The sequence below is a fragment of the Sedimentibacter sp. B4 genome, assembly GCF_000309315.1.
GTDB classification, from domain to species: domain Bacteria; phylum Bacillota; class Clostridia; order Tissierellales; family Sedimentibacteraceae; genus Sedimentibacter; species Sedimentibacter saalensis.
In genome coordinates this window covers 1-16,871 of the sequence record NZ_CANG01000018.1, presented here as the reverse complement: position 1 = coordinate 16,871, position 16,871 = coordinate 1, and the positions used below count along the sequence as shown (strand labels likewise).

Annotated in this window: 11 protein-coding genes; 7 read left to right on the top strand and 4 right to left on the bottom strand. The window is 35.0% G+C overall.

Annotation, left to right across the window (positions count from 1 at the left end; all coding sequences use genetic code 11):
• Nucleotides 1-258: 258 nt before the first annotated feature.
• A complete protein-coding gene (locus BN358_RS03230) occupies nt 259-1,716 on the top strand; it encodes an aminoacyl-histidine dipeptidase (RefSeq protein WP_019227183.1) in 1,458 nt (485 codons plus the stop codon).
• A 28-nt stretch (nt 1,717-1,744) separates the two neighbouring features.
• Nucleotides 1,745-3,655: an OPT family oligopeptide transporter gene (locus tag BN358_RS03225; protein ID WP_019227182.1), complete on the top strand. Its 1,911-nt coding sequence runs from the start codon at nt 1,745-1,747 to the stop codon at nt 3,653-3,655.
• A gap of 73 nt (nt 3,656-3,728) precedes the next feature.
• Here the strand turns inward: BN358_RS03225 and BN358_RS03220 are convergent, their stop codons facing one another.
• Entirely contained in the window at nt 3,729-4,160 is a 432-nt protein-coding gene (locus tag BN358_RS03220; RefSeq protein ID WP_019227181.1) for a DMT family transporter, read from the bottom strand.
• Nucleotides 4,161-4,530: 370 nt separating this feature from the next.
• Between BN358_RS03220 and BN358_RS03215 the strand changes: the two genes are divergently transcribed.
• Complete coding sequence (locus tag BN358_RS03215; RefSeq protein WP_019227180.1) at nt 4,531-7,482, top strand: stalk domain-containing protein; 2,952 nt, start codon at nt 4,531-4,533, stop codon at nt 7,480-7,482.
• A gap of 379 nt (nt 7,483-7,861) precedes the next feature.
• Here the strand turns inward: BN358_RS03215 and BN358_RS03210 are convergent, their stop codons facing one another.
• Nucleotides 7,862-8,722 carry a LysR family transcriptional regulator gene (locus tag BN358_RS03210; protein WP_019227179.1) on the bottom strand — a complete coding sequence of 287 codons (861 nt, stop codon included), beginning with the start codon at nt 8,720-8,722 and terminating at the stop codon, nt 7,862-7,864.
• Nucleotides 8,723-8,859: 137 nt separating this feature from the next.
• Here BN358_RS03210 and BN358_RS03205 point away from each other — a divergent pair, with 137 nt between their 5' ends.
• Nucleotides 8,860-9,135, top strand: coding sequence for a hypothetical protein (locus BN358_RS03205; protein ID WP_019227178.1), 276 nt, complete (start codon nt 8,860-8,862; stop codon nt 9,133-9,135).
• Nucleotides 9,136-9,245: 110 nt separating this feature from the next.
• Here BN358_RS03205 and BN358_RS03200 read toward each other — a convergent pair whose 3' ends face one another.
• Nucleotides 9,246-10,925 (bottom strand): NAD(P)/FAD-dependent oxidoreductase, encoded by a 1,680-nt coding sequence (locus BN358_RS03200; RefSeq protein WP_019227177.1) that lies wholly within the window; start codon nt 10,923-10,925, stop codon nt 9,246-9,248.
• Nucleotides 10,926-11,162: 237 nt separating this feature from the next.
• Between BN358_RS03200 and polC the strand changes: the two genes are divergently transcribed.
• Both polC and BN358_RS03190 read left to right on the top strand, forming a co-directional pair.
• Nucleotides 11,163-15,509, top strand: coding sequence for a DNA polymerase III subunit alpha (polC, locus tag BN358_RS03195; protein ID WP_019227176.1), 4,347 nt, complete (start codon nt 11,163-11,165; stop codon nt 15,507-15,509).
• Nucleotides 15,510-15,594: 85 nt separating this feature from the next.
• On the top strand, nt 15,595-16,083 hold the full coding sequence (locus tag BN358_RS03190; protein WP_019227175.1) for a dCMP deaminase family protein: 489 nt from the start codon (nt 15,595-15,597) through the stop codon (nt 16,081-16,083).
• 42 nt (nt 16,084-16,125) lie between these two features.
• On the opposite strand, the gene BN358_RS03185 is transcribed toward BN358_RS03190, so the two are convergent.
• Entirely contained in the window at nt 16,126-16,326 is a 201-nt protein-coding gene (locus BN358_RS03185; RefSeq protein WP_019227174.1) for a cold-shock protein, read from the bottom strand.
• 345 nt (nt 16,327-16,671) lie between these two features.
• Here BN358_RS03185 and BN358_RS03180 point away from each other — a divergent pair.
• Nucleotides 16,672-16,871 (top strand): hypothetical protein (locus BN358_RS03180; RefSeq protein WP_019227886.1); only part of this gene is annotated, 200 nt, incomplete at its 3' end.

Here is a 16,871-nt window from a genome sequence, read left to right as displayed (position 1 = left end):
ATTTGAGGAGTTTTTTATGTGGACATAAGAACCATAGCATTACAATTTCTCATACTCATATAAAAATGTTTTGCTTTTATTTTAATAAGAACTATAAAGGTTTTATTTCAGCCTTATCAAGCAATTTATTATGAGATTAGAATGATAATTGGGAATTTATATTTGAAAATTCCTATTAATATGGTTAGTAATTAGATTTATGGTAAATATATATATGAATTAATTTTGAAACAACAATAGTTAGAAAGGATAATATCTATGACTGAAGTACTTAAAGATTTACAACCTGTTGATGTATTTAAATATTTTGAAAAGCTTTCACAAATTCCTAGAGGTTCAGGAAATGAAAAAGAAGTCAGTGATTACTTAGTATCATTCGCTAAGGATAATAATCTGGAATATGTTCAAGATGCTGCATTAAACGTTGTTATCAGAAAGAAAGCATCACAAGGATATGAGAACAGTCCTATAGTTGTTTTGCAGGGACATATGGATATGGTAAATGAAAAAAATTCTGATGTAGAACATGATTTTACAAAGGATCCGCTTAAATTAAGAATAGTAGAGGATAGAGTATATGCTACCGGTACTACTTTAGGAGCTGATAATGGAATTGCAGTAGCAATGGGGTTAGCAATCCTGGCTTCTAATGAATATCAACACCCGGCAATAGAATTACTTGTAACCACTTCTGAAGAAACAGGAATGGATGGAGCTATGGCGCTAGATCCTAAAAACATAAAAGGCAGGACGCTGATTAATATTGATTCTGAAGAAGAAGGTACATTATTAGTGAGTTGTGCCGGCGGGGTTACGGCTAAAGCATCAATTCCTGTTAAGTTTGAATCAGTAAATGAAAATCTTGTACCTTATTCAATTAGGGTTATAGGCCTTAAGGGTGGTCATTCCGGAATGGAAATAGACAAGGAAAGAGGAAACTCCAATAAATTAATGGGTCGAGTACTTATGAGTATTTTATCTGAAATAGATATTAGGCTTAGTTCATTGAACGGGGGGTCAAAGCACAATGCAATTCCACGTGAGACTGATGCAGTTATTTTAGTAAGGAATGAAGATAGAGTCATAGTCGAGAAGAAAATATCTGAGTGTGAAGAAATATTTAAAAATGAATTGAGAACTTCAGATCCAGATATAAGAATAAAATTTGAAGTTTTACAAAATTCCCCTTCACAAATGTTTTCAAAAGAATCAACTAAAAATGTAGTTAGCTATTTATACTTAATTATTAACGGCGTTACTTCAATGAGCATGGATATTAAAGGTTTAGTGGAAAGTTCCTTAAATCTTGGAGTTGTTACAACTTATAAAGACGGAGTAGAATTCATAAGCTCAATCAGAAGTTCTGTCAGAAGTTTAAAAAATGAATTATATAACAGATTATCAGTAACTGCTAAAATTAACGGCGGTAGTGTAATCGGCGAATCCAATTATCCTGAATGGGCATATAATCCAGATTCAAAAATTAGAACAGTCTTTGAAAATGTATATGAAAAAATGTACGGTAAAAAGCCTCACATTTCAGCAATACATGCCGGTCTTGAATGCGGGCTTTTTGCAGAAAAATTTGGCGAATTAGATGCAATTTCCTTTGGACCAAATCTATATGATGTTCATACTCCAAATGAAAATATGAGCATTTCTTCAGTTCGAAGAACGTGGGAATATTTGTTGGAAGTATTAAAAAATATAAAATAAACTCAAAACTAAATAACGGAGGTATTTAATGGATAAAAAATTGTCTAAAGATGCATATGGAAATGTGCCCGGCAAAGATTATGTGCCTTATATATCCAGCGGTTCCAAAATAGGTGGGAATGCTGCAGTTTTAATAATAGGGATAATCTTAGCTGTATTATTTGCAGCATCTACTGCATATTCCGGTATGAAATCGGGTCTTACAGTTGCTGCTGGTATACCGGGTTCTATTATAGGCTCAGCTTTTATATCAGCATTTTCTAAAAAGAAGGGGCTCCTTGGGAAAAATTTAATACAAGGTATGGCTAGCGGCGGAGAATCCGTTGCCAGCGGTATAATATTTGTATTGCCGGCAGTTCTTTTAATAGGTTCAAATGTTTCTTTTTTAGAAGGTTTTGTAGTTGGAACAGGTGGAGTTCTATTTGGTATTGGAATTGCTTCAATTGTTCATAAATATTTAATCGTAGAAGAACATGGAAAATTAATGTACCCTGAGTCAATGGCTATATCAGAAACACTTGTTGCTTCTGAAGGTGCCGGTGAGTCAATAAAGTTCATGGGAATAGGATTTGGAATTGGTGGTATTATAACTGCCGTAACAAGTTCCTTTTTAAATGTGGCTAACAATGTTATAAACTATGTAAATGAATCTTTCTATAAGTGGAAATTTCAAATTGAAGTTAACCCTCTGTTATTAGGTATAGGATTCATAGTTGGATTAGAAGTTTCTCTAACTATGTTTGCTGGTTCAATATTAGCTAACTTCGGCATTTTACCTTTAATAGGTTATTTTACTGCCCTTGGTCAAAGCAATGCATTTGTATGGAATGATCCAGGTACTGCAATTAATGCTATGAACGTTTCAAATATATCCGGCAGTTATGTAAAATATATTGGTGCAGGTATGATGCTTTCTGGTGGTTTAATAGGGGCTATAAGGCTGATACCAACTATAATTTCTTCCATAAAAGAAACCCTCAGTGCTAAATCTACAAATAATGCTGATAGTTCATTTATTGGAACACTGATATTATTAGGTGGTATAATAGTTGGATTTTTAGCAGGTTTCTTAATTTCTGACGGAAATATATTAATGGCAATAGTTGCTTCAATTTTATCATTATTTTTATCATTGCTATTTGTCATTGTTTCCGGTCGTTTAACAGGTACTATTGGAACTTCAAATCTTCCTGTTTCAGGTATGACCATAGCTTCTTTAGTTCTTGTAACTTTATTGTTTGTTGCATTGGGATGGGTAAGTCCTGAAAATAACAAATCTTTACTTTTATTTGGTACATTCATAGTTACTGCAATTGCTATTGCAGGTGGCTACTGTCAATCACAAAAAGTTTCTTTTATATTAGGAGGAGATAAAAATGAAATGCAAAAGTACTTTTCAATAGCATCAATAGTTGGTGTTGCAGTGGTTATTGGTACTATACTGTTGTTGTCAAGCCAACTTTCATTGACTGGTGATGATGTCACCTTTGCTCTGCCTCAAGCTAACTTAATGGCAACTTTAACTGCCGGTATTATATCTGGTGAGCTGCCTTGGGTTATGATAATTGTAGGTACTGTTATGGGAATTGTGTTGTTTTTATTAAATCTTCCTATAATGACAATTGCCATAGGTTTCTATCTGCCAATATCCACCACTTCTATAATTTTAATTGGTGCTATTGTTCGCTTATTAATAGAAAGAACTTCAAAATCAGAAAAAGAAAAAGATGTTAAAATTTCAAATGGCATAAGTTTATCTTCCGGGCTTGTTGCAGGCGGTTCCATAATAGGCCTTGTGGGGATAATACTTCAAGTATCTGGTGTTATAAAAGGCACTGCACCAAGTGGCTTCGCTGAAACTAATGGTATGGCATTTTTATTATTAGCAGTCCTTGTAATATCGACAATACTTCCTATAATAAAAAGCAAAGCAAGTTAATAAATTTGAGCAAATAAAAATAAAAGCTCTTCAAATTGAGGAGTTTTTATTTTTATTTACATTAAGAAATTTCTTAAAGTTTATTAAATACAACAATGCCTGCAATCATTAAACCTACACCAATTAATTTGCTCCATTCAAAACACATCTTTTCAGTACCGAACAATCCAAAACTTTCTATTAAACAAGATATAACAAGTTGAGCCAATAAAATTAACATTGTTGCATATGCCGGTCCCAAACTCGATATGCTTTTAATGACAGTGAATGTAATAAATGCTCCGATGACACCGCCAAATAAATATAATTTGTTGCTGACATTAAACACTGAAAACAAGTTTTCGCGGCCTGCGAAGAACCATATACTTATACTTGCAGCAAAGGCTGTTAAATGCACCCAACTGTTTGTAGCCCACATATTTGATGAATCCATTACACGAGTATTAAAAACACCTTGAACACTCATTAATAATCCAGCCAGCAAAGCAATTAAAATACCAACCATACTAATCTCCTTAATAAATGATATTGTTTAGTATTCCACAAAAAGTTAGTTTAAACAAAAACAAATTCTTTCTCTACATTACTTTATCAATATCGAAAATAGTCAAATAATAATTTTAATATTATACAAGATTCAGCAATATTATATTGTGTTGTTATTATAAAATGATTTAATCAATTTATAAATATTTTGAAAGCAATGACCAAATGAAATTATTTGTACGTTTTTCATTTGTGAGCTAACAGCGTCACCGGCTGTTTATTTTTGTTTTATCAAGATATTAATGGAAAGGAGGTTTAAGACTAGAAGTATTCATTGTAACAGATTATAATTTCAAAAAAATTTAGTAATAAAATGGGGGGTATAAAAAATGAATCAACCAAAAAAATCGTGGTTTAAGATTTTTGCTATTACACTTTTTTTAGTAATTTTTGCGTATTCATCAATTGCGGAAGCAGTCGATTCATCTGATGTAAATCGAACACCTTTTCACTTTCCATTAACCAATATGTATCACGAAATAACAAATGAGTCAGAATTTTACACATACATGCTAAATACTTCATATGGCAGTATAAACGTTGATGGTAATATAACTGAAGTTTCTGATAAAGAAACATTTTTGTCTGAGTATATAGTCCCTGCCAGCGGACATCCTGCCGGAACTATTTATACATGGTTGATGAACGATTCGGAAAACCTTTACATAACTTTTGATGTGACTCCTGACAATACAATGGATGGCAATGAAGATTATGTTAAAGCCTATATAAAAACTAAAGATGGTGTTAAAGTGTTTAAAGTTTCTCTTTTAGATACTGTTTGGGGTACTCCGGCCTTTATAACTACTGAACGGGCTAATTATGATCACAAGGTATACGAACTGAAGATTCCATTAAGCGAGATTGAATTGGCTAATGATCAAAACAACATTCAAATTGCTTTTTCTGCTTATGGAACAATGGCTGCACCTATTCCTGTAAGTTTTAAAGAACCTAAATTGTATTATTCAGGCGGTATACCTACTGGCATTGCTACAGGTCATTTTAATAATGACAATTTTCTTGATATAGTTGCTGTCAACTCCAATGAGAGCAATTTATCTGTTTTGCCAAGTAACGGTGATGGTACTTTTGCAGCTCGCGTTGTCTCACCTGCCGGTTATGCGCCGACTTCTGTTATTGCATGTAATTTAAATGGAGATAATTTAGATGATCTTATCATCAGCAGCAGTCAAGGAACATACGCATTTGTGGCTGTTGGAAACTGTAAGTTTTCAGAACGGATTACCTGCGGCTCAGGATATAATTCTGCTGTGGGAGATTTTGATAATGACGGCGATACTGATGTTGCAACTACCGACTGGAACCAAAGCAAAATATTTATTTACTTAAACAACGGAGCTGCAGGTTTCACTGAACCGCAGGTAATATACGCACCTGGACATCCAGAAGAAATCATTGCAGCAGACTTTAATAATGATGGAAAACAGGATTTGGCTGTGGTTTTTGGTGATCGCTTCGTAGTTAGTTCTATGCAGATTCGTTTTGGTGACGGTACCGGACTCTATCCTGATAGTCCATCAAAGACAATATCAGACATCGGTGAAATTATAAGCGGGGGTAAGCGTTATTCAGCTGGCGGTGCAACAGCTGCAGATTTCAACAAAGATGGAAATATTGATATAGCATTCTTATATTTTGATGATATGTTAGATTTCTCTGATTACGATGAATATGCATCAGTACTGCTTGGCGATGGCACAGGCAATTTTGCAACTAATCAAAATTGGGTTAAATTCCCGCTGAATCTTGGACCAATAGATTCCGTTGCAGGCGATTTCAATAAAGACGGTTATCTGGATTTAGCAGCAAGCAACAGGTATAGTAATAACATTTCAGTTCTTGCTAATAGCTGGAACTACTCATTTTTATCTAAACAGGATTTTAACATTGGTAAGCAGCCACTTTGTCTCACTACTGGCGATTTTAATGATGATAGCATGTTAGACATTGCTATGACAAATTGTGATGATGGAAATGTTATAGTTCTTATCAATAATTCAGGCGCATCCAATATACCTGATACTTATACAGTCATATTTGATAAAAACGGCGGAGATACTGAAGCTAATCCAGCAACAATAAATGTCAAAGAACCTGCTACATCTGTAGGCAGTCTGCCAAATGAACCTACAAAAGAAGAGTATACTTTTTCTGGATGGTGGACCGGTAACGGTATTGCTGATGACGGAATAGGTGTGGATGGTGGAGAAGGATGGGGAACAGTATTTTTAGCTAATACAGCAGTTCTTGACGACATAACCGTTTATGCAAAATGGGTAAAAAAACCAACAGATTCAACTATTTCTCCTACATCTGCTATTTTTGACAAATATAGCAGTTCAGAAAATTATAAGGATATTGTAGTAACCATAACTTCACAAAGTACTACCATAAGTGCTATTAAAAACGGCGCCATTATTCTTGCAGAAGGAACAGATTATTCTGTCAACGAAAGCAAAGTAAACATTAATAAATCATATCTGGAGCTGCAGGCAAACGGATACATGACTTTAACTTTCGACTTTAGCGAAGGAACAGACCAAGACATGGTTATAACAATTAATGACAGCACCCCTTCTTCCAGCGGCGGGGGAGGCAGTCATTACAGACCATTAGGTGTTACTTGGTCTAAAATACCTGATGGGACTCCCGGAAAACCATTTTTACATAAGTTCTCAGCCACAGGAGGAAGCAGTCCATACAAATTTAATGTAACTAAAGGTTCACTGCCTAAGGGATTGAGCTTAGAGAAGGACGGTACATTTAGCGGCACACCAATACTGCCGGGGAATTTCACATTCACGATTACTGTTACAGATAATAAAGGAAGAACCTCCAGCCGAGAATTTACAAACATTGTCAAATTAGGCCCAAAACAGAAGATTATTACTCTCACTATAGACAGCACACAGGCTACTATTGACGGTCAGCCATACGTGCTGGATGCAGCACCTTATATTGATACGAGCACAAACCGTACCCATATTGGTATACGTTTTGTAAGCGAGGCTCTAGGTGCTAACGTTGAATGGCTAAACGCGTCACGTCAGGTTAATATAAAAGACAAAGATAAAGAATTGGTACTTACTATTGGAGAAAAAGAAGCTAAAGTTAATGGTCAAAGAGTTACACTTGACGGTAAATCAATCATACAGCCACCTGGCAGGACGTTTGTTCCTTTACGCTTTGTCAGTGAGACATTGGGAGCAACAGTTGACTATGATGAAATAAATAAGATAATAACCATTATAAGGTAGCCTTTATTAAAGCATTAGAAAATAAATAATCAACAAAAAATTAAGCAGCGCCTGAATATCTTGTACTAGATACCAGGCGCTACTTATTTTCTTGGATACCCATTCAATACCTCTCGGTAAATATTCAACATGCAATTTACTTAATTACTACCCTACCAATATCTTTACTCTTGTAAGGTTTAGCCGCTTTATATAATCTAACTGTTAACGGGCTAGACCACGATTTAACCATTACAACTGGTAATTGTATTGACTCTGTTAGAATTATAGTAACCGATGTTGTATAATATATATACCCGATGATTTTTGGTTTAAACATAAAATATAAAAATTTTTTAAATTTTTTTGTTACATACGCTTCAGCATAAAAATCTAGATTTTAGTGACTACAGTTGTCTGTCAAATGTTTAATGAAAAGCTGAACTTGCGGAAGTTCGTAATATGAATTTTTATAGAATACGTATGTGTTTCTTTCTAAAGGTGCTCCATCTTTAAAACATAGTTTTTCAGTGTGTCCTTCAAATTCATCTAAACAAATTTGAGGAAGTATGCACCATCCTATACCGTTTCGTACCATTTGCATGCAGCATATTAAATTATCAAGACAAATCTTTGAAGTATTGCCTGGAAGATTATTTTCCTCAAGCCATTTGTGAAGCTCCAGACTCAATCTTGCATCAGTGCTTCGGTTAATATATGGATATGAATCAAGCGGTTTATCTTTATTTTCTTCGTTGCACACCACTAGCATGGGTTCTTTAAACAATAGATTTTTTCCTTCATCCCACTTAAAATCTCCTCGGACAATGGCAATTGGAATTTCATCATTCATCAACATTTTGTATAAGTTTTTGCTTTGGTCTGTTGTTATATTAATATTTACCATAGGATATAGCTGAGTATATGCTTTTAATACCCCTGGTAATCTGTAATGAGAAAAATTCACTGAACATCCCAAGTTCAACGTTCCGCCTATGAAACCTTTATTAATATTTACATGATTTTTCATTTCAACAGTAGTTTTGTAAATAGTTTTTATGTAAGATATAATAGTTTCGCCAATGGGCGTAAATATAACACCTTTTTTTGAACGTACAAGCAAATTGCAATTTAACTCAGCTTCCATCTTTATTAATCTTTTTGTCAAAGCAGGCTGAGATAAGAATAGCCTTTGTGCTACTTTAGTAATATTTTTAGTTTCATATAATTCAAGAAGAATTTCATAATCTTTTTCATCCATTTAATAATCTCCTAACAATAACTTTTAGTTATGAATACTGATGAAATTATACTATTTTACTTTAGATTAATCAATTAATAAAGCATCCGGCTTTACACAGCAAGAAAGCATGTGTATAATTAATATTAATTAAATTATTGAAAGGACGTGTTAAGATAAAAACTCTATCCGTTAAATTTGGCGGAATAAACCGAAATGAGTTTATAGATTACTTTCTCAAAATAGGAGGCACTTTAGAAGATGATGAAAAAATCAAAGGACCATTTTGGGAAGCGACAGTTGGACCTCATACACATTCTGAATATAAAGCCTTAAAAATTCAGAATGTATTAGTATCAATTGCAGTAGAAGAGGATAAGTTTGATGGTTTTATTGCTGCCTTTCAGCTGAACTTTCTTAGATGTGGTGGTTAGTAATTATAAAATAATTTTAAAAATAAAAGGACGCTACTTGTGTATAAAAAACTAACGTCCTTTAAAATTTTATGAAATTTGTAGTGTATATGCCACATTATTGATATGGTTTAATCTGTAAGACGGCTTTGTGTTGCAATTTGATTGGCAACAAACTTACCTGAATATAATGCTCCCTGTATCCATCCGGGTTTTACAGAAACATGATCTCCTGCAAAAAATACCCTGCTGTCATATTCAGGCTGCAGCATATTGTATAGAAAATTTACTTTCTGACCGGGATATGCCACTGCAAAAGCTCCTCTGAACCAAGGTTCTGCGTTCCAGTGAACCGTTCTGTAACTTTGTATTAACGTATTTAAAAATCCATCTGGAAGACCATGAACCTTATCAACATCCTTTTGTATTGTTTCAAGTTTTCTGTAAATATTAAGACCGCCGATTCTTGTAGCGTCCTGACCTAAGTTATAAGAGGCTATTAAAACTCCTGGGGAATCAGCAGAACACAATCCTTCACTGAGGCACCTTATGTGGTCAGGAGGGTAGATAACCGATTGTATGGGTAGATCTGTAAAAGATATTCCACCGTTAATGTTGCCGTAGGGCGCATTTTCTTCCCAGAATCTTTTCCTGCATAAAAAAGCTGTCTTATGAGCATCAATGTAATTAAGTTCTCTGATTGCCTGCATTTTCAATTCACTGAAATATGGTGAAAGTTCAAATGTTCTCAATACAGAAAAAGGAACCGCACATATTACAAAATCAAAGGTATCCATTAATTCTACATTGTTTGGATCATCATAAATGATATTTACTTTTTTGTTAACAGAAGATTTTATAATTCCATTTACAACATACCCTAATTTTATGGCGACATTTCCTAAAATACCAGGGTCATATTGAAATTCAGGAGGATTAGTGTTGTTGAGTGAATTGAAGAATGCCATGGGAAGATTTACCATGCCCCCTTTTATTCTGTAAGTATTGAGAAAATCAAAGGAATATATGCTGCTCATTGTTTCATCGTGGCTTGTGTTTAAAAGAGCTGCTGTGAAGGGTTCAACTGCTGATATTAAGTTTATGGCACTTTGACTCAATCCCAGCTGTTCATAAACCTGTCTGTTGCTAAGCTTTGTGATTCTTGAATATTCTACAGAGTACTGAGGTTGAATTTTTAGTATTTCGGTTCGCATTTCTGGGGTGAGACTGTCCAGCATTGTTTCTGCAGCATAATCGCTTAATTCATTCCATGGTGTATTTTTTTCACTTTCAGTCAAATTGTAATAAGGATATATATTGTCAGTAATGCTTTGACCTGAAAAATCCCGTCTTACCCTTGTGTTGTCTACAAAGATAAAGTTGTTTGATCGGGGCGAAGACAGTGATTCAGTTTCCAAATTGAACAAATTAATATAATGCCAGGTTGTTTCATGAGATACAGGAATTCTCATGGCACCTAATTCCGCATAAAAATTCTTGGAGTCATTAAAATAAGAAGTATAAATTCTTCCGCCTATCCTGTTAGATTCTGCATCAAATATAGTAATATTTGCACCAAGCTTTCTCAGTTCATATGCAGCTGCCAGTCCTGACAGCCCAGCGCCAATGATCCCAATTTTTAAATTTTTAAGAGTCAATGGCCTTGCATATTGATAAATGTCATGGGGAGGTCTTAAAAGGTTTAAAATATTTTGAAAGTCTTCAGATCTGCCGGAACGGTTTAAGGAATTTTGAAACAACTGGTGTCGCTGTTCATCAGTTGGATTAAAAAAAGAATCTTGAACAGACATAAAAATTTCCCCCTTAAAAACAATATAAATTTCAACAAATTTCATATATTATATATATTGCATAAAAAAAGTTTAATGCCATTAAATTCAGTATTAGATAAAACTAAAGCAGGATAAAATCAACAAAAATTATAAACACCAGTTCGATATTTGAAAATATGAGACGTTTTTTCTATGTACAAATCATTAATCTATGTTATATAATATAAAATATTGAACTTTTAAGAAGGTTGTATAATGAAAAAAATTAAAGAAATATTTGGTGATTATGAAGCCGTGGGCAACTTGAGCTTTGCTCTGGTTGAAGGGGTTGTTCTCAGCAAAAAAACAAAATCCCTCGAATTGAAAATCAAATCTGATAAATATATTGAAGTAAAAGAATTGGAATCACTCAATGACTTTATTAAAAGAAGATTTGCACTTAGCGATTCTAAAATAATTGTAAGTTATTCTGATGAAACAAACAAAAAGCCCATTGAAGATGAGCTTAAAAATATTGTTTTCATGATATCGGACAAGTTTCCTGCATTAAAGGCTGTTCTTAAAGACAGTGAGTATGAAATAGCTGATAATACTATTATATTTAAATTTAAATCGGCTGTGTCCGAAATATTGAAAGCCAAAGGTTACGATAAAAAAATTCATGAAGCTATAAAAAAACTTTACGGCACTCCATATCATATTAATTTTGTGGACAAAGTAAGTCAGGAGGAATTCATAAGGCAGCAGGAAGATGCTCTTGCAAAGGAAATGTATGAACTTCAGAGGGAAGCTCAATTTGCTCCCGCAGTATCAGCTCCTGCACAGTCTAAAAAAACTCCTGAATTTAAACAGGAAGCAAAAGCTGAGACTTCAGGGAAAAAGACAAATCCGCAGCTCATACTTGGAAGAAATATAAACCTCAAAGATCCTATTGTAAAAATAATCGATATTACTCCTGACGAAGGAAGAGTTGCCATAGAAGGAGAAATTTCAAATCTTGAAGCAAAGGAACTTAGAAGCGGAAAAATACTTGTTTCTTTTGATGTGTATGATGGATCAAGTTCCATGACGTGCAAGATGTTCTTGAAGCCCGGAGAAGATGCTGAAGTTGTGCCAAGGCTTAAAAAAGCTAAAGGAGTAAAAATTTACGGTAATTCAGGATTCAGTAAATTTTCAGGAGAAATTGAGCTCATTGCAAATACAATTGTTGAAACTGAAGGTATCAAAAAAGTCAAGAGAATGGATAATTCTGAACAGAAGAGGGTTGAACTTCACCTGCATACACAGATGAGCCAGATGGATGCCATGACAAATGCTGCTGATCTCATAAAAAGAGCAATGGAATGGGGGATGAAATCCATGGCCATAACTGACCATGGTGTTGTTCAGTCATTTCCAGAAGCTCATAAGCTCCTTGGAAGAGATAATCCTGACATGAAAATAATATATGGGGTGGAAGCTTATCTTGCTCCTGACAAAAAGCCGTCCGTTACTAATTGCAAGGGGCAATCAATCGACACTGTATACTGTGTGCTTGACCTTGAAACTACAGGATTTTCTCCTGTTACAGAAAAAATAACTGAAATAGGTATCATGAAAATACAAGGCGGAAAGGTAGTAGATGAATTCAGCTGTTTTGTAAATCCACAAAAGCCTATTCCTGCAAGGGTTGTTGAGGTTACAAACATAACAGATGACATGGTAAGTGACGCAGAAACTATAGATAAGGTATTTCCAAAAATGCTTGACTTTATTGAGGGAAGCGTGCTTGTAGCCCATAACGCAGAATTTGATATTGGATTTCTAAAACATAATGCCAAGGAACTAGGATACGCTTTTGATTTTACTTATTTAGATACATTATCTTTGGCGCATGAACTGTTTCCCGATTACAAAACATACAAGCTTGGAAGGATTGCAAAAAATCTTGGAATAAAGGTTGATGTAGCTCACAGGGCACTTGACGACGTGGAGACAACAGTGAAGGTTTTTAATGTGATGCTTGAAATGCTTGTTAAAAGAGGAGCAGAATCACTGGATGACATAGACAAATATGCTTCTGATGAACAATCAAGAAATGAATCTTACAAAAAGCTTAAAACTTATCATGCAATAATATTGGCAAAAAATTATACTGGCCTGAAAAACTTATACAAGCTTGTGTCTTATTCGCATTTGGATTATTTTTACAAGAAACCTCGAATATTGAAAAGCATGTTTGAAAAACACTCAGAAGGTTTGATAATAGGCAGTGCATGCAGCGAAGGAGAGCTTTATCAGGCCATATTATTAGGAAAACCAGAACAAGAAATAGAAAAGATAGCTAAATTTTATGATTATCTTGAAATACAGCCAATAGGGAACAATGACTACCTCATAAGGACTGAACAGGTACCTGACAAAGATTATTTGAGAAACATAAACAGAAAAATAATTGCTTTAGGCGAAAAGTTTAATAAGCCTGTTGTTGCTACGGGAGATGTTCACTTCATGGACCCTGAAGATGAAATTTACAGGCGTATACTTGAAGCAGGACAGGGATTCAAGGATGCTGATTACCAGGCGCCTTTATACCTGAAAACAACAGAGGAAATGTTAAAGGAATTTTATTACCTTGGAGAAGAAAAATCATATGAAGTTGTTGTAAAGAACACAAACATAGTTGCAGATATGTGTGAGAATATAAGCCCTATTTCATCGGAGAAATGTCCTCCTCACATTGAAGGCTGCGAACAGACCATAAAGGACATAGCTTTTGGAAAGGCTCATGAGCTTTATGGAGACCCGCTGCCTGAAATAGTTCAGCAAAGACTTGACAAGGAACTTGATTCAATCATAAAAAACGGATTTTCCGTTATGTATATAATTGCACAGAAACTTGTATGGAAATCTAATGAAGATGGATACCTGGTTGGCTCAAGGGGGTCTGTCGGTTCATCGGTTGTTGCATATATGACGGGTATTACAGAAGTAAATGCCCTTCCGCCTCATTACAGATGCCCAAAGTGCAAGCACTCAGATTTCACTGATTTAGGAATTAAAATTGGTTTTGATCTTCCGGACAAAGTATGCCCTGTTTGTGGAGAAATGCTTTCAAAAGACGGCATTGATATTCCATTTGAAACATTCCTTGGCTTCAACGGCGACAAGGAGCCTGATATAGACTTGAATTTTTCAGGTGAGTATCAGGCAAAAGCACACAAGTACACGGAGGTCATATTTGGAAAGGGCACAACTTTCAAGGCAGGAACAATAGGAACAATTGCAGACAAAACTGCCTTTGGATATGTAAAGAAATATTTCGAAGAAAAAAACAAAACAGTCAGTAAGGCAGAAATCATAAGAATATCCAAGGGATGTACCGGTATTAAAAGGACCAGCGGCCAGCATCCGGGAGGCATAATAGTTGTACCAAAGGGACGTGAAATATTTGAGTTTTGCCCTGTGCAGCATCCGGCCGATGACCCTGATTCAGATATAATAACAACTCATTTTGATTATCACTCAATTGACCAGAACCTTCTTAAGCTTGATATACTTGGCCATGATGATCCTACGGTAATAAGAATGCTGCAGGATATTACAGGAGTAGACCCTAAAACCATACCGATGGATGACAAAGAAACTATGTCATTGTTTTCATCAACTCAAGCATTGAAAGTTACGCCTCAGCAAATTAATTCAAAGGTGGGGACTTTCGGAGTACCGGAGTTCGGCACAAGGTTCGTACGAGGTATGCTTCTTGACACAATGCCTAAGACGTTCATGGATTTAATATGTATATCAGGTCTGTCACACGGTACAGACGTGTGGCTTGGAAATGCCAAGGATCTCATAGATTCTGGAACCGTCACGACCATAAGTGAGGCAGTTTGTACCAGAGATGATATAATGGTCTACCTTATCAAAAAAGGACTGCCGCCTAATGCAGCATTTAAAATCATGGAAACCGTGCGTAAAGGTAAAGCTCTCAAGGAACCCAAATGGCCTGAATATGAATCGCTCATGAGAGAACATGAAGTTCCTGAATGGTACATTGATTCATGCAAGAAAATTAAATACATGTTCCCTAAGGCACATGCAGCAGCATATGTAATGATGGCCTTCAGAATCGCCTGGTTTAAGGTGCACATACCTGAGGCTTATTATGCAGCTTATTTTTCCATAAGGGCTAAAGCTTTTGATGCAGAGTTCATGATAAACGGCAAAGAGGTTGTTAAAGAAAAATTAAAGGAAATTGATGCTCTCGGCAATGATGCATCTAATAAAGATAAGGATATGTATGATGACCTGGAGTTGGTCCTGGAAATGTACGAGAGAGGGTACAAATTTCTACCAATTGATCTGTACAAATCTCATGCAACTCAATTTCAGCTTGAAGAAGGAGGCATAAGACCTCCCCTAAACAGCATATCTGGTATGGGAACAGTTGCAGCAGAAGGAATTTTCAATGCTGCTCATGGAGAAGAAGAGTTAAAGTCAATTGATGATTTAAGAAAAAGTGCGAAAATAGGAAATGCTGCCATAGAACTTCTTAAAAAGTTTGGCTGTCTGAAAGGACTTCCTGAAAGCGATCAGTTAAGCTTTTTGGATGTAATATAAAATAAATGTAGCGCAGGCAATAACTGCGCTATATTTATACAATAATAATAAAATTATATTATCAAATAAAAAAAGGAAGAAAAAAATGACTAAAAGAAATGATTATATAAGCTGGGATGATTATTTTATGGGTTTAGCCCTTCTTTCAGCAAAAAGAAGCAAGGATCCTTCATCACAGGTTGGAGCATGCATAGTTGACAGCAGATCAAACAGGATTTTAAGCGTAGGATACAACGGACTGCCAAGATTTTGTTCTGATGACGAATATCCTTGGACTCGGGAAGGGGACTCAATGGAAACAAAATATTTTTATGTAGTCCATGCTGAACTGAATGCAATACTAAACTGCAGAGGTGCAAATCTGGAAGAGAGTAGGCTTTACACAACATTGTTCCCGTGCAATGAATGTGCCAAGGCCATTATACAGTCAGGGATAAAACAAATTGTTTATTTAAGTGACAAATACTCAGATACAGACATAGTAAAAGCTTCAAAGAGGATGCTAACCAGTGCTGGAGTAGAATTTTATAGGTTTGAAACAGACATTGACTGTTTAAATTTAAACTTTAAATAAAAAAATCAGGAATTAAATTCCTGATTTTATTTTGCATATTTACTATGCTCTAGTAACGTTAGCAGCTTGTTCGCCTTTGTCACCTTTAACGATGTCAAAGTTAACTTTTTGACCTTCTTCTAAAGTCTTGAATCCGTCACCTTTGATAGCTGAAAAATGAACAAATACATCTTTTCCGCTTTCTTCAGTTATAAATCCAAATCCTTTTTCTGCGTTAAACCATTTTACTGTACCTTTATTCATGAGGTACCTCCTAATTTTTATTATACTCCATTGTAAATTTAAAAAATTCACATATTTTCACAAATTATATACAATGCTATATATAATCTCTAAAAACATGTGAAATCTATAATTACATCTGTAATACTTATTTAATATAACATTAATATTTTTGTTTGTCAATAGTTCAAAAAATATTTTACTCAAAATATTTAATAAGTAAAAGCTGTTTCAGTTACAGGTCTTCCTTATTATTCATAATTATGAATAATAGGAAAATACTTGTAATCATCTATATTTATAGTATAATTTAAATAGAGTTATATTATAATTAATAGTTAGGTAATTTCTTGAGGAGGTAATTTTTTGGGTAGAAGTGGTGGTTCTGGCGGAAGAAGCGGAGGAGGCTCCTTTGGAGGAAGCAGGTCCAGTGGAGGCCGAAGCGGCGGAGGTTTTGGAAGCATTGGAAGAAGCGGAGGGTCATTTGGAGGTGGCTCATTCGGCGGAAGAAGCGGAGGTTCTTTTGGAGGACACAGCGGAGGATCATTCGGTGGAGGTTTTGGCGG